The sequence below is a fragment of the Vallitalea maricola genome (genome assembly GCF_036985595.1).
GTDB lineage: Bacteria > Bacillota > Clostridia > Lachnospirales > Vallitaleaceae > Vallitalea > Vallitalea maricola.
Window position 1 is genome coordinate 1 of record NZ_BTPU01000001.1, and the last position, 16272, is coordinate 16272.

Here is a 16272-nt window from a genome sequence, read left to right on the forward strand (position 1 = left end):
TCCATTGTTTTTTCCGTAAATCTATTAATGATATTTACCACGTTTTGTTGTATAATAGTTTTCATGAAAAGAGTTCCTCCTTAAGGTGTTTTTGTCGTGATTAATATCTTAACATAAGGAGATTCTCTTTTCTATTTTTATATCCAATTTTCCTACTTTAATTTTACACTAACTAAAGTTTTCTTCCTAATGTCCCACCTATCCAAGTAGTTAATGGAATAGCTGAAATAAGTCCTATACTTCCTGCTACTGCCCTTACTATTTCTGAGGCTATCATATCCATATTCAAGATTTCAACTATAGTTATATCATAAGCGATAAATAACAACAAGAGATGTATTGAACCTCCAACATAGGCTAATATCAATGTATTGGACATAGACCCCATTATATCTTTACCAATATTCATACCAGATTTTATTAATCTCTTAGTTGATATTTTAGGTGTATTATCTTCAATTTCCCACATAGCTGAGGCTATGGATAAAGAAACATCCATAACAGCTCCTAGAGCACCTATTATAATACCAGACAATAGAATGCCTTTGAAATCCAAGTGCCTGTTTTGAGGAATATATGCTAACATTCTAGCTTGTTCATCACCAAGTCCAGTAAGCATAGCAACTCTACCAACAAGACCAGCAGCAAACGCTGCTACTAGAACGCCGCCTACAGTTCCTAAAATGGCTGTTCTTGTCTTCTTATTCCATCCACTTATTATAATTAATGTGAAGGTAGTAGTTACGGATATTATTCCTACTGTTACTACCAAAGGATTAAAACCTTTCAGGATAAGTGGCAGCATAACAAAGGCTATCAATATTATAGTAAAAGTAAGGGTAATTACTGATTTCAGTCCTTTGAATCCTCCAACGACAACTAATAATATCAAGAAAGAAATCACAATAATAAAGATTGCACTGTCTCTGCAGCGTTCATATATATGTATATTTCCAACTGTGCCTTTATCAGTCTCATAAACATAAATATACATTTTATCTCCTGGGTTAAAAACCAATCTATATGGGTTAACCATCTCAACGGTATTCCTTACAGAGTATTCTTCACCCTTATGTTTACCTTGTAATATTCTAATATAAAGATGTTGATATCTAATATCTTGTTCTATGGGAATGTTAGGGCGTTCAAGAGTAGTATCATCTCTATCTACTCTAATAACTTTTGCCTTTACTACGTCATATTCAGGTTTTTCCATATCTTCTTCATAATAAGTAGCAAGACCTCCGTATTTTTCATCTTTAGTAATATCACCTTCGAGTTTTGAATTACAAGAGGTCAAGAACAATGAAGTAAGTATAATCAAAACTAATAATCTACTTTTCATGTCATTTTTCTCCTTATTCAGGGTTAGGAAAAGGGGCTGTATTATGATACAGCCCCTTACTATAATACTGATTAGTTAGCGGGTACTAATAATGTTTTACCAGTGTATATTTTATGAGGATTCTTTAAGTCATTTAATTTTGCAAGTTCTTGATAGGTAGTATTATATACTTTAGCTATTTTCCATAGAACATCACCAGATTTTATTTTATAAGTACCTATAGGTGATATTACGTCTATGGTAGGAGCTACAACTGTACCTTCAGCTTTTATTCCTTTTACAAGTTCATCTCTTATTGGAACAAATGTATCGACAACGTTTTCAGCACCTTCAAAGCTGTATTTATCTCCACCAGTAGCTACGAAATCATTAGTTACCAATGTATATTTTTTATTCATATCTAATGGAGTACCATCTTCTAATGTAATACTGACTACTCTTTTTTCATATTCTGCATTAGGGTCATATATAACTTTCAATCCAGCAAATTGACCGTCTCCCATGTCAGCTGCTTCAATACCATGATCTACTAATGATTGAAGTAGAGAACCAGACACTTCCATTGTAACCAAAGTATTATCAAAAGGTATTACCTCATATAGATCTCCCATAGTAATTTCGCCTTCTTCAAGACTTCTTCTAAGTCCGCCGCCATTAGTTAATCCTATTTGAGCATTAGTCGCTTTTCTCATGATGTCTGTAACATAATAGCCTAGAGGAGTAACGTTTTTAGAATCATGTGATAAACGTCCCTTTAACTGGCCTACGACTTCGTTGGCTATTGGAGCAAAATCTTCTTCGTATTTATCATATATTTCTTTGGTTTCTGGATCTTCAAGCAGGTCTTTAGAATTTTTATAAACAGATTCTACAGATGGAGTAATACATTTAACTGTACCATCTTCATTTAGTTCAATAGATATTTTACCAACTGCTCTACCATATTTATATGCTTGAACAACAGGTTTATCATTGATATAACCAGCTACAGTTTCATGTGAATGACCTGTTATTACTGCATCAAGGGCTTCAACTTGACATAGAGCATTAATTTCATCACCAGTTATAGGAATTTCAGGATTTTCTCCGTAATTATCCTGCCATGTAGGAACATGAGTTAGAGCAATAATTATGTCTGGAGTTCCTTCTTCTGCTTTACCGGCTTTTAAGTAATCTACCCAAATCTTAGCAGCTTCATCAGCAGGTTTGAATTCTAGAGTAGCTACATTATCTACTTTAGTTTTATGAGCAGTTTCTATTGTAGATATACCAATAAAAGCAATCTTTTTATTAGCAATTTCATGAATTAAATAAGGCTTGGCCCAAGTTACAGGTTCTTTAGTTGTTTTATCATAGATATTAGAAGCAAGGAAAGTAAAATTACCATCTTTTGCCCATTGCTCAATTCTATCTACACCCCAGTCAAATTCATGGTTTCCTACTGCTGATGCAAGAACATCCATGCCTTTGAACATTTCATTAACAGGAGCACCATATGTTAGATTAGAAAGAGCTGTTCCTTGGTAGTTATCGCCACCAGAAACAACAATGGTATTAGGATTTACAGCTTTTTGTTCATTAATATAACGAACCATTTTAGACATTCCGATGTTTTTACCACTTTCTTTTACATTCCCGTGGAAGTCGTTGACAGTTAAGATGTCAATTACATTTTCTAGCTGATTGACTGCTGGTAAGGTTGTGTCAGTAGTTGTTGGTGTTGAAGTGATAGTATCTTCACCTGCATACATGAATACAGTATGTAGATTAAATACTACTGATAGAACTAATAACATACTTAATAACTTTCTTACTCTGTTTTTCATAACAATCCTCCCAATAATATTTAATTTTATATACTTGAATATATAAATAGATAGAAATTATAATATCTCCAAGTACTATAATTATAGTATAATTCCCGATGGCAGTCAATGGACATGAGTCCTTTATTGAGAAATAAAAACGGGACTTAACAACGAAATATAAATCAATTAAGCCCCTAATTTTATTATTATTCATTGGTATTATTTGAAAATAGTTCTCCATGAGATTTATTATAATCAGTATGCTCATTTCCTATATAATTCAACTGAGCTTCTATCTCAATCATATTACTGGTTTCATGGTCATATATCTTGATGTCATGAGCTTCACCGTCATCATCTCTATGTTGTAGATAATCATTAATAATCTCAGTAGCATGATGTTCATTGATATCATTTCCATAAATAACTGTGTATTCTTCTTTTGGTATGGTCAATGAGATATGGTAACCTTCATCTAACCTTGTACGTGTTTCAAAGATACTATTTAACATGATAAGCTCCCTTCTAATAGTGGTATCAATATCTAGTTTAACCATATTATCTGTGAATATTACTTGATAAAGAATTTATAGGAGGGTTAATATGGAGTGATATCACTTTTCCTCAAAAGGTAATTTATATTGTTTTTCAGACTTATTATGGTAAAATTATATAAATAAAATTGATATATAATCTCCTTGAAAGAAGGTATAAAATTGAAAACTATTTTAATTATAGATGATGATGTTGAATTGTGTAATTTACTGAAGGAATGCTTAGAAAGCGATGGTTATCAAGTAACACTTCTTCATACCGGTGAAAAAATCTGTGAATTGCTTGAGGAAAACAAATTTAATTTGATAATACTTGATGTAATGTTGCCAAAAATAAACGGATTGGAAATTCTAAAGGAAGTAAGGAATATATCAAATGTTCCCGTTCTCATGCTTTCAGCAAAAAGCAACGAAATGGATAAGGTCTTGGGTCTTAAAATAGGTGCTGATGATTATCTTACAAAGCCATTTGGATTGTCTGAATTAATTGCAAGAGTGAATAGCTTAATCCGAAGATTCACTATGTTAGGTGGAGATAATAGTACTCAATGCCTCCGTGAATACGGAAAGTTAAAGATAGACACCATGAAATGTATTGTTACCAAATGTGATATTGTTCTTTCTCTTACTGCCAAAGAGTATAAATTGCTTTGCTTCTTATCAGAACACCCTAATCAGGTTTTTACAAAAAAGCAAATTTACCAAAATGTCTGGGAAGAGGAGTATATTTATGATGATAATACAATAATGGCTCTTATACGAAGACTTCGTAAAAAAATTGAAGATGATCCAGCAAACCCCCAATGGATACAAAACGTTTGGGGAATTGGTTATCGTTTTTGTGAGGAGGTAAATTGACTATGATTAAGTTTTTTTACATATTTATAGGTATACTTTTAGTGATAATCGCTATTCTTCTTATAAAGCAACATCTTGCAAAAAAGAGAATCTTGAATATGAGTAAAATTCTTGATGATGTTTTGAATGGGCAAGAAAATTTATATATTTTCACAGACAAACATGATTTTGTTGCCGAACTTGCTTTTGAAACAAATAAACTTATTTCAGCTTATTGGAAACAACGTCAAGGCTTTGAAAAAGAACATAATACTAAAAAGGAACTACTCTCCAACTTGTCCCACGATGTTAGGACACCGTTAGTATCGGTAATAGGCTATCTTGAAGCTGTCACTCAAAATAGAATTCCAGAGAAAAACAAATCGGATTATATTCAAACGGCATTACAAAAATCTTTAACTCTTAAAGAACGTGTCAATCAACTGTTTGAATTTGTTCAAATAGATGCAAATGAAATTTTTTTGAGCCTTGAAATAATAGATATTTGTGAAATCTTACGTCAAATTGTCATTGATTTTATTCCTTATATGGAGAAAGAAAATATTTCTCTTGAAATTGAAATTACTAATGAATCGTTATTTATTTTGGCTGATAAATCTGCCATCATAAGAATTTTTCAAAATCTTATCAGAAATACAATTATTCATGGAAAAAATGGGAAATATCTTGGGGTATTTTTATCAGTTGATAATAATAAAGTTTTTGTTGATATTAAGGACAAGGGTATGGGAATTGATAAAGATCACATACCTTTTATATTTGAACGGCTTTATAAGGCGGATAATTCAAGAACACAAGGTGGTGGATTGGGTCTTGCTATTGCAAAGGAACTTGCTGAAAAGATGAACGGAACCGTTGAAGTTTTATACTCTATTCCAGGGGATACAGTGTTTCGTGTAAGCTTTCCTCTTAGTGAAAATATCAGAGAAATGTCAGATTTATATCAGTATGATGTAAGAACAGCGTGTTATCATAAACTCGGAAATAAAAAGGAGGGCAAATATGATTTTAAAAACAAGTGAATTGACAAAAAAATATGGTACACAATTTGCAGTGTCAAATGTAAGTATCCATGTAAAAAAAGGCGAAGTGTACGGACTTTTAGGACGAAATGGAGCAGGTAAAACAACAACATTACGAATGGTGATGGGTTTACTGCAACCGTCAAGTGGTGAAGTGTTGCTATTTGGAGAGAAGCTGATTACTCCGACAAAGAAATGTTTCAGACGAATTGGTGCGTTAATTGAATCACCGGCATTCTATGAAAATTTAACAGCAAAAGAGAATTTAGAGATTATATCTGATCTTAGAGGTACGCAATCAAAAGAAGCTGTTGGCAATGCTTTGGCACTTGTGAATTTGGATAAAGAAACTAAGAAAAAAGTCAAACAGTTTTCTCTCGGTATGAAACAGCGTCTTGGAATAGCTATGGCTCTGATGCACGAACCAGAATTTATTATTTTAGATGAACCAGCAAATGGACTTGACCCTGTTGGGATACAACAGATTAGATTGCTTATTAAAAAACTATCAGTAGAAAAAGGCATCACAGTATTAATTTCTAGTCATATATTAAGTGAAATTGAACAAATGGCTGATACCATTGGTATTATTGATAACGGTCAACTTATAGAAGAGATTTCTATGGATGAAATAAAACGAAGAAATCGTCATTATGTCAAAATGACCGTTTCTAACATAGGAAAAACTATTCCCATATTAGAAAAGGAATTAAATATTACTGATTTTGAAGTTATAGACGAAAAAGGAATTAAGATTTATCAAATTGAAGCAAATTTTGAAGATATTAACCGCCACTTAAATAATGCAGGAGTCGGTGTTTCAGAGATTAGCTTGAATAAGGGAAATTTAGAAGAATACTTTTTAAAATTGACTGGGGGTGTATCAATTGGCTAATTTGATAAAAGTAGAGTTTAAGAAATTAAAAGGTTCTAATATTCTTTGGATCTGTCTTGCAGGATGCTTTATTTTGCCAATAATCTCCTTAATGGTAGGAAGCAATATTTCTGTGCAAAGTAATTGGATAGATTATTGTACACAAAGTATGTGGATGTCAATTCTATTGTTATGGCCTTGTATATTTGGTCTTATGGGGACTTATATCTTTACAAGGGAACGGATTGAAAATACATATAAAAACCTATTTACTATTCCTGTAGGCAGGGTATCTTTAGTGCTATCTAAGTTATTTGTGTTGCTAATTACAATAGTATGTATTACATTTATATCTTATATGTTAAATCTTGTAGGCTTATTTATTGGAGTAAAACTCACATTAAATGATTTTTTCCAAGGTCTTGCAACTTATTTGATGTCTGGATTGCTAATGTTTTGTGCTATGCTTCCTGTTATGTTTATAGCATTGATGAGTAAAAAAGGATTTCTAGTATCAATATGTGTAACAATCGTTTATGCATTAATTTCATTTATAGGAATTTGGGCTCCCCTATTGTCATCTATACTGCCAATTATATCAATTATGAGAATTTGTAATATTACAGCACTAAGTATTGAATATTCTTATCCGATGATAATAACTTATGTTAGTTTATTTGGCATTACAGCTGTATCATTATTTGGTATAATTTTTGCTGCAAAAAAACAAGAAGCTTGATATATCTATTCTATATCCAAAGAATTGTACTATGAATGTTGTTCCTCAAAATAAGATATCTGAAGATAGTTAGGATTTGTAAGCTTAAAAATGGAAACTTAATATAAATTATTTGTAATAAGCTATAATTTTGATATAATAAAACCATTAGTAAGCAATAAATATCAGTTTATCTACTTTAGCAGGGGGTAATATTCGGTGAAAGATATTCTAAAAACATATAAAGACAGGTTAATTAATCTAAGTGGAAGAAATAGAAGTCTGGTTCTTAAGAAAATACATAAAAAAAGATCCTTCGATATATCAAGGTTGATTGAATTAAATAAAAACATAAATGATGAACTTACCAATTTTCTAATAAACAGGGAAAAAGGAAAGAAAATAATTATTGACGACCCTTATAAGATAAGAAATGAGGATTTAAAAGCTTCAGAAAAGCAAATTGCCAATAATAGAAAACAGGAATTATTAGCTCTAGAAGAGACAATAAAAGAATTAAATGATCTATCTGAAGAAGAAAAACAAGTACTCACTAAAAGAAAACAAGAAATCAATCAAAAATATGATATGGAATTAGTTGCTGACAAGAAGAAGATAGATGATAAGATTGAAAAGATGATAGGTTACTCTAACAACATTAACTACTTGCTTAGAGAAATTGATGCAGTAGAAAAAGAAACAGGAAAATATGAATTGTATGTAAGCTATCCATTTGTTGAGGGGAGATTTAATGATTCAACCTTCGTTAGAGCCCCTCTTTTTATGTTCCCTGTAAAACTAGAAAAAGTTAGTAATAAATGGCAGATTTCAAATATTGTTGACCAAGAGATATTAATTAATAAGGTATTCATATTTGCATATTGCAAATTCAATGAATCCAAGATAACAGAATTAGATATGGAATTCTCATCACTAGAACAATTCTCAGATGATGCAATCTCTGGACTAATAAAATATCTTGATGAAAATAAAATCAATATTGAGGATACTAATAAAAGAGATATTGAAAGATTTGTTGATTACACTAATGCAAAACTGCCTAGCTATGAAGCAGGAGAATTGATATTGAAAAACTATATGGTATTAGGACAATTTCCATTATCTAATTCCATATATACGGACTATCAATATCTAGAGCAGGAAGAATTATATAATGAAGTCCTTGAACTGTTGTTGATGAATAAAGAAGACGACAATGTATCTGATGAACCTGTCCAAAAATCAGATGAAAAAGCAAAGCAGTTATCAGAAAAAGAAGTCTACTTCTTATCTTCACTTGATAATAATCAAGAAAATGCAGTATTAAGTACTAATGAAAAAAGCAATCTAGTTATATATGGACCTCCAGGAACAGGTAAATCCCAAACCATAGCAAATATCATATGTGACTCACTTGCCAAAGGGAAAAAAGTATTGATGGTATCTCAAAAAAGAGCTGCCCTTGATGTAATATATAATAGATTAGCGGATATTAATCAAAAGATTGCCCTAGTACATGATGCCAACAAGAATAAGAGAGATTTCTATAGAAAAGTATGTGAATGCATTAGTACAGAAGCAATGGATTATGATAATTCTCTTAACCTTAAAATTGATGATGATGCGTCTGCAATTGATGAAAAGATAAGCTATCTAACTAATATGGCAGAAATACTTCATGAAGAAAGAGAATACGGTATAACTCTTCATGACATGTATGCTTGTTCAGAAGCTATAACCTCAACAGAAGATATAAGATATGAAAACTATAGGAGCTTTCGTAAGGACAATCCATTTGAAAATTATAAGTATCAAGAGCTAAGAGAAGCTATGGATGGTATAGAATCTAATGATATCATTGAACAGACTTATATCAGCTATAAAGAAATGTGTAAAGAAAATCCCATGATTGATACTTTTGTAAGGAAACTAGATTTTATTGAAATACAAGAATTACAAGATACCATCATTAGGATTACTGATAAAATCAACAGTGAAATACCAAAAATAGAGCTGGAAAATTTAGAAAAAGTAGGGAGATTGTATGTTGAAAATGATTTTGGTGTAACCAAACAGCAGGTAATCAATCATGCTCATATGATAAATCAACAGGTTAATGGTCAGTTGGTAGAGCAGAATGAAGACAATAAATGGTGGAGTCCCAATCATTGGTTAAAACATAAAAGCAAAAAAGAAGAATTAGAAAAAAATATGCTTACTTTTGATGAGAGAAAGACGGACCTTGAAAAGTTATTCATTAAGTATGGCATAATAATCAATGAAGTAATAGCTTTGTTAAAAGAATTGAAACCAGTAATAAGAGAAGATATTTTTAACTCATTATGTGAAAAATTCGTACTGGAATTTGACATTATCAGTGACTTAGAAAAAATCAAAGATGCAGCTGATAATATAGAAGTATTTTATGGATTAAAAAATAGGATAGATAACTTATCCAATCTTCAAGTAAAAATATTGGATTATGCTATAAATGCAGTTAAAGACCATGAAGACATTAATAAAGTACTAAGTAATATTATTCCTTTTACAACATTGATACATATAAATGATATAGAAAAAACAAAAGAATACAACGATTTTTACCTTCATTTTTCCATGTACCAAGAAACTATACAAGAAATTGATAATCTCATGAAGGAAAAAAATAGTCTTACAGCAGACCTGATAAAAAGTAAATGGAATGATAAGTTACAGTTATTTGTTGATACACCTCTTTTTAAAGAATTTAAGAGACAAGCTGAGAAAAAACGTAAAACATGGCCAATCAGAAAATATGTTATTGAATTCAGTGAGCTTCTATTGACTGTTTTTCCATGCTGGCTCCTTAGTCCAGAAACTGTTTCTGATATATTACCTTTAAAAGAGGGTATGTTTGATATGATAATTTTTGATGAAGCTTCTCAAATGTACGTTGAAAATGCAATACCAACTATATATAGAGGAAAACAAGTTGTTGTAACTGGGGATGATAAGCAGTTAAAACCAAGCTCTACATTCATGGCAAGATATGATGATTTTGACGAAGAACTAGCAACTATAGAAACTGCAGCAGCATTTGAAGAAGAAAGTCTTCTAGACTTAGCTAAGATTAATTATCCATCAGTACACCTTAACTATCACTATCGCTCCAGATATGAGGAACTTATCAACTTTTCTAACTATGCTTTTTATGGTGGTAATCTTAATATATCCCCTAACATAGTTAATATAAGAGGCAATAAACCTTCTCCAATAGAAAGAATAAAAGTTGATGGGAAGTGGATAGAGAGGAAAAATAATGCAGAAGCAAGTAAAGTAGTGGACTTGGTAGATTCGATATTGAAAACAAGAAAAAATAATGAGACTATAGGAATTATAACATTTAACGTAACCCAAAAAGATCTAATCAGTGATTTATTGGATACTAGAGGAAACTATGACAAAGAGTTCAAAAAGTTATATAACCATGAAAAGAATCGTAAAAACGGAAATGAAGATGTAAGTATATTCGTTAAAAATATTGAAAATGTCCAAGGGGATGAAAGAGATATAATTATATTCTCAATAGGTTATGCTCCTAATGAATCTGGTAAAGTATCGGTGAACTTCGGTGCTCTATCACAAGATGGGGGCGAGAATAGACTGAACGTTGCTATTAGCCGTGCTAAAGAAAAAATATATGTGATAACTTCTATTGAACCAGAAGAATTAAGAGTAGAAGGAACAAAAAATATTGGAGCAAAATTATTCAAAAACTATCTTCAGTATGCTAGAGAAGTATCTTCCAAAGAAAATGCTGAGGCAGAAAATGTCCTAAGAGAGTTGGCATTCACAAAAGACAGGGATAAAAAAGCTGATGATATGGATGATATAGCATCCAAGTTATATGCAAAGTTAAAAGATAAAGGCTATCTTGTAGAGAAAAACGTGGGAGTCTCAGATTATAAAATCGACTTGGCAGTGTATGATAAAGATAATTCTAGATACTTACTTGGAATTGAATGTGACGGTTATTCTTATTATAACCAGCCTTCTACAAGAGAACGTGATATCCATAGAAAGAGATTCCTAGAATCAAGAGGTTGGAATCTATACAGGATATGGAGTTTAGATTGGTGGAAGGATTCTGAGAAGGTTGTTAATGATGTAATTGATAGAATTGAATTAATCAAAGGTAAAATGAAAGAAAATGATAGTAGTGAACAAGTTATAGTTGAAAATGATGAACAAAAAGCAGAAAATGTTGAATTGCAAGGAGACTTTCATCCAGAACAAACAGTATGGTTTGGAGATAGAGTATATGTACAAGATAATATGTCTAAGGAAGTATTTGAAATAGATATTGAGTCTAATCCTTATAATAAAAATATCATGACCGATTTCAGCAAAGATTTATTGCAGAGGGGAATAGATGAAAGATTTGTCTATCAAGATTTTGAATATAAAATTGTAGGAATAGATAAGAAAAAAGATAGTGATAGGAGGGTTAATGGATGAATAATAATTTAGAGAAAAGCTTTGAGAAGTGTACACCTAAGGATTATGAAGAATTACTGTTAGTCATTAATGATGCATTTATGAAAGAAGAGGATAACTGGTTTGTTAAACATCTGCCTCATATTTTCCCAGATATTGAACATGCTACTGAAAAAGAGATTGCTAATACAAGGATTCTAAAGATAAACCAAAAAATAGTTGGCTGTATCGGTATTTATCCTGTGGACTTAGAAGCTGTATATAAAGGAAGCAGAATCAACTTATCTGTTGGTGGCATTGGAACGGTATGTATACTAAAAGATTACAGGAACAAAGGATTAATGTCTTATATGTTAAAAGAAATAATCAAAATGATGGATGATGAAGGTTATGACATATCATGGTTAACAGGTGACAGACATCGTTATAAAAATTATGGATGGGATTATAGCGGCAGAACCTGTAATTTTTCAATAGAACATAGGCAATTAGCTAAACTAATTAAGAACACGGATAAGAATATCAGATTAGCAAGTGCTGAGGATATACCTATGTTAAATACATTATATAATCAATATCAAAACAAAGTATCAAGGACTATAGAGAATTGGAAAATAAATTTAATAAGAAAGAATATTACTATTAATTGTTGTAATGATAATGGTGGTAAAGGGTATATGATATATGAGAAGAATAATCCTAATTATATATTAGAACTTCAAGGTGATAAAGAACATATAGAGAGCTTGTTGATCAATCATATGGTAGAAAATGACCTCCAAGAAATGACAGTATTTTATCCTTATGAAAACAGTAAAGTTCTAAGTTGCCTTAATGGATTAGCAAGCAATTTATCCATTAGTCATTGTGATCAGATAAAAATAATCAATACTCAAAAATTATGGGATAAATTATATCCTATGATAAAAACCCAATGGGATGAAGAAAATATGGATATATCAAATTATGGAGAAGATGACAAGAAAACATTATTAGAAAGTATATTTGCATTTGATTACTTTGATAGAGAAGATAATGGTATAAGGATAGAACCTATTAATTGGTGGATGTCAAATATTGATAAAGTATAGGATTGCTAACGATATCACATAGTTTATAAACATATATAAGATTAATAGATAAAAGGGGACTGATGTATTATCCGAAAGTCCCCTTTTAGTTTTTAAACATAAGATAAATTAACTTAACGTTAAAATAATAGTCACATTTTTAGACTTTTCTTTTGGTGTTAATTGAAGTAAAAATACAGGAACTACCTCCTCAAAATGATTAACAAATGAATGATCTGAGACTTTAGCATTCATGTTAACAGAGTCAAACTCCATATGAGATATTATATTACCGTTGGTAAAAACAACACGGTTATCCAGTACTTCTATTGGGCAAAGGGAAATAAAGTTTTCGGTAACTATACCTTCTTTTTTGAATTCAAATGTGTCGGTTATAGTTATTTTAGGAGCAGTATTTTTTTTCACTTCAATGCTGCGACTATATAATTTCAAAGTATTATCATCATAACAGTCTTGCAGTTCTAAAGAAAATGAGTCAACATTATCAGTTAATAAGGTTTCAATATTCTTAGCTTTGTATTGTTTTCCAAATTCCTGTAGATGGCCATTTATAATAGGTATATTATGACTTTTGGAACTAGTGCAGAAATTATTATAGCGTTTATCACTAAAATAATTCTTATCATATAGTCCTGCCCCAAGATCACATAAAATGGGTTTATCATTTTTATAATAGATGAAAGAGCCAACATCATTATGATTGTGAGATTCATCATTATTGCCACCTTTTGCAACAATGCTAGTGCTGGTATTTTTACTTATAAACCACTGTGAGTCTTCCAAGTATTCAGATATATTTTCTTCTAATCCAAAAACAGTATCTTCACTACTCCATAAAAAATCTCTTAAACTTAAACAAAATCTATAGCAGTGATCATCATAAAGATTTGTTGCATATTGGATATCTGGCAGCTTGACTTCTTTATATTTTTTTTGCAAAAAAGAAGCTAATCCTAGACGATAAGTATCTGTAGGTATACCATCAGCAAAACTTATAACATGATTGTCGTAGATATAACAAAGTTGCTGGCTTAATGCTATATTCTTAACTTTACTATTATCAAAAAGATTAAGTTTACCTTGAGTTTTTTGAAATAATAAATCAGCAAAAACCACAAAAAAACCAAAACCATAAGTCCAATAAGATACCCCTTCAGTACAAACCCCATCATCCCCAAAAGATTTTAAGTAGACATCAATACAAGATAAAGCTCTATGTAGTATATTAGTAAGTTTATATTTATCTTTAATTAAATACATAGCTATAGAACCAATAGAACCACCGCAAACAGAACTCCAATTGTTGGACATCTTTTCAAAACGATAAAAGTTATTAGGATTTGAGAAAGGTTCTAGAATACGTCTATTGACTTCATTTTCCATTGTTGCAATAAGTTCATTTGATAGATTATTTCTATTTATTTGTAAGGTTTCGCACAGTGCAAGACCCGTTTCACATGCAAATAAATCAATGTGACAAGAACGCATATTAAAATCAATGATATTATCTTCTGCATCGAGAAAATGGGCAGGCAAACACCATGAATATTCACAGCAAATACTCCACAAAATATTTTCTAAATTTGTAATATAGACATTATTATCTGGGTATAAAAAAGATAATAATGAAAAAGTCATCAAATCACCACGTTTACTAAAATAATCTTTTTCATAAACAGCTCTATCACCGGTATTACTAAATAATCGGTGCTTCCTATAGGAAATTTGAGACTCTGTATCTGAGGAGTATTTTTTTGCATGCTCCTTTAATAACTCTATTTGTTTACTTGTAAATAGATTATCATTAATTTTTTCTAAGATATTATTCGTTGTTAGTAAGTTAATGTTATCTTTTAATGCCAGTAAGATTTCTCTTTTGTTATACATCATATTCTCCTTTAATTTTTTGTAAATATTCTTTGGGTGTAACTCCCTTATATTTTCTGAAGATTTTAGTAAAGTAATAGGCGTTGTCAAATCCTAACATATAGGCTATTTCATATATTAAGTATTGCTTTTCATTTAATAGGTTACAGGCTTTTTCAATTTTTAATTGATTGACATAATCCACAAAATTACGGTTACATTCTTTTTTAAAAAGGGAGGACAAGTAACTTGGTGTAATGCTCAAATAATTGGCTACAGAATTTAATGTAAGCTTAGTATCAATATGTTCAAGTATAAATTCCTTAGCACTGTCAATTAAATTATTGCTTTTTGAAGCAACTAATACATTATAATGATTAATCGTGTGGTTTAATTGTTTAATCCATAGAATAACGTCTTCAAATGTACCAAGAGACATTAACTTATTGATGGTATTAGCACTGTTACTAAAGCTTTCATTAAAAGCTTTTGGGTTATCGAGAGCTTGTAAGGTTGCAATGGTATAATTATATATTCTAATACAACAATTGATAGCATTTTGTTTTTTGGGTTTTGAAGAAATTAACAGTTCTATGAGTTCTTCAAATACACTATTGATATTTTCTGTATTATGAGTGGTTAATGCCTTACTCAAGTCATTGATTATATTCGATATATCAAAACTGTCATTGTAGAGTTCCTGGTCTATTTCATCATAAAAAACAATATTTGTGTTATTATAATAATAGAAATTATTTATCTGTTTTAACTGTTCAATACATAAGTAAATGTCTTTACTACTATTAAAAATCTGCGTTATAGCAATATCAATGGATGTTTCTAGAATATTTTTTGAAGTTGTCAATATTTTTCTATATAAGTGTCTAATATATTGTTTATCCATATTTGGATAATTTGAAATAAACACGAGGACAGAACTACTATCATAATCTAAGATGATATAATTTTCAAAGAAATTCTTGCAAATTTTATTGATAATATCTTTTTCACACTCCATGATTTTATTCTTATCTTCTGCTGAAAATAAATTGATATTAACAATATCCGGATTATCTATATAAATCTGCATAATGGAGTATGATTCAAAAATATTGGCAGACTCACATATTTGAAATTGTTCATCTAGATGATGACGATCGTTAGTAGTGCTATTTAAAATGTTTAATATACTATTTTTTACGATTTCTTTTTCGTTTTTATGGATATAACTCTCTACAAAATCTATTTTGTTTATTTTTCTCCTTTTGTTTAATTCATTCTGTGCATTTTCAAGGGATTGTATAAAAAGTTCTGGTTGTAAATTAGTTTTCACTATGTAATCTACGGCTTTATGTTTAAGTGCCTGTTGGGCTAGATGAAAATCTTGATGATTGGTAAGCATGATAAAAACAGTATTTTTATTGAATTCATTTGATTTTTTTAAAACCTCTAACCCATCAAAAACTGGAATATTTATATCACAGATTACAATATCAGGTGATTGTTCTTTTATAATATCTAATGCCTCTTGTCCATTACTTGCAGTATCTATTATTTCGCAACCAATAGCTTCCCAATTTATTAAAAATTTTAATCCAGATAAAATAATAAGTTCATCATCTACAAGTAATACTTTATAAGTCAATTGTTTATCCATATG

11 protein-coding genes are annotated in these 16272 nt (G+C 30.4%); 6 read left to right on the forward strand and 5 right to left on the reverse strand.

Annotated elements, in window-relative coordinates; all coding sequences use genetic code 11:
• Nucleotides 1-172: 172 nt before the first annotated feature.
• From AACQ14_RS00005 to AACQ14_RS00015, 3 genes are all read right to left on the reverse strand, one after another.
• Nucleotides 173-1345 carry a YibE/F family protein gene (locus AACQ14_RS00005; RefSeq protein ID WP_339361509.1) on the reverse strand — a complete coding sequence of 391 codons (1173 nt, stop codon included), beginning with the start codon at nucleotides 1343-1345 and terminating at the stop codon, nucleotides 173-175.
• Nucleotides 1346-1416: 71 nt separating this feature from the next.
• On the reverse strand, nucleotides 1417-3171 hold the full coding sequence (locus tag AACQ14_RS00010) for a 5'-nucleotidase C-terminal domain-containing protein (RefSeq protein ID WP_339361510.1): 1755 nt from the start codon (nucleotides 3169-3171) through the stop codon (nucleotides 1417-1419).
• Between the two features lie 188 nt (nucleotides 3172-3359).
• Nucleotides 3360-3665 carry a hypothetical protein gene (locus AACQ14_RS00015; RefSeq protein ID WP_339361511.1) on the reverse strand — a complete coding sequence of 102 codons (306 nt, stop codon included), beginning with the start codon at nucleotides 3663-3665 and terminating at the stop codon, nucleotides 3360-3362.
• Between the two features lie 204 nt (nucleotides 3666-3869).
• Here AACQ14_RS00015 and AACQ14_RS00020 point away from each other — a divergent pair, with 204 nt between their 5' ends.
• The 6 genes from AACQ14_RS00020 (at nucleotide 3870) to AACQ14_RS00045 (ending at nucleotide 12746) form a co-directional block, all read left to right on the forward strand.
• Nucleotides 3870-4565 carry a response regulator transcription factor gene (locus AACQ14_RS00020; protein WP_339361512.1) on the forward strand — a complete coding sequence of 232 codons (696 nt, stop codon included), beginning with the start codon at nucleotides 3870-3872 and terminating at the stop codon, nucleotides 4563-4565.
• 2 nt (nucleotides 4566-4567) lie between these two features.
• On the forward strand, nucleotides 4568-5587 hold the full coding sequence (locus AACQ14_RS00025; protein WP_339361513.1) for a sensor histidine kinase: 1020 nt from the start codon (nucleotides 4568-4570) through the stop codon (nucleotides 5585-5587).
• Nucleotides 5568-6482, forward strand: a complete 915-nt coding sequence (locus tag AACQ14_RS00030; RefSeq protein ID WP_339361514.1) for an ABC transporter ATP-binding protein — start codon at nucleotides 5568-5570, stop codon at nucleotides 6480-6482. The genes AACQ14_RS00025 and AACQ14_RS00030 overlap by 20 nt, the downstream gene beginning before the upstream one ends.
• A complete protein-coding gene (locus AACQ14_RS00035) occupies nucleotides 6475-7200 on the forward strand; it encodes an ABC transporter permease (protein ID WP_339361515.1) in 726 nt (241 codons plus the stop codon). The genes AACQ14_RS00030 and AACQ14_RS00035 overlap by 8 nt, the downstream gene beginning before the upstream one ends.
• Before the next feature lie 198 nt (nucleotides 7201-7398).
• Nucleotides 7399-11676, forward strand: coding sequence for an AAA domain-containing protein (locus AACQ14_RS00040; protein ID WP_339361516.1), 4278 nt, complete (start codon nucleotides 7399-7401; stop codon nucleotides 11674-11676).
• Nucleotides 11673-12746 (forward strand): GNAT family N-acetyltransferase, encoded by a 1074-nt coding sequence (locus tag AACQ14_RS00045; RefSeq protein ID WP_339361517.1) that lies wholly within the window; start codon nucleotides 11673-11675, stop codon nucleotides 12744-12746. The genes AACQ14_RS00040 and AACQ14_RS00045 overlap by 4 nt, the downstream gene beginning before the upstream one ends.
• Nucleotides 12747-12854: 108 nt before the next feature.
• Here AACQ14_RS00045 and AACQ14_RS00050 read toward each other — a convergent pair whose 3' ends face one another.
• Both AACQ14_RS00050 and AACQ14_RS00055 read right to left on the reverse strand, forming a co-directional pair.
• Nucleotides 12855-14633 carry a heparinase II/III domain-containing protein gene (locus tag AACQ14_RS00050; RefSeq protein ID WP_339361518.1) on the reverse strand — a complete coding sequence of 593 codons (1779 nt, stop codon included), beginning with the start codon at nucleotides 14631-14633 and terminating at the stop codon, nucleotides 12855-12857.
• Entirely contained in the window at nucleotides 14626-16269 is a 1644-nt protein-coding gene (locus tag AACQ14_RS00055; RefSeq protein WP_339361519.1) for a response regulator transcription factor, read from the reverse strand. The genes AACQ14_RS00050 and AACQ14_RS00055 overlap by 8 nt, the downstream gene beginning before the upstream one ends.
• Nucleotides 16270-16272 lie beyond the last annotated feature (3 nt).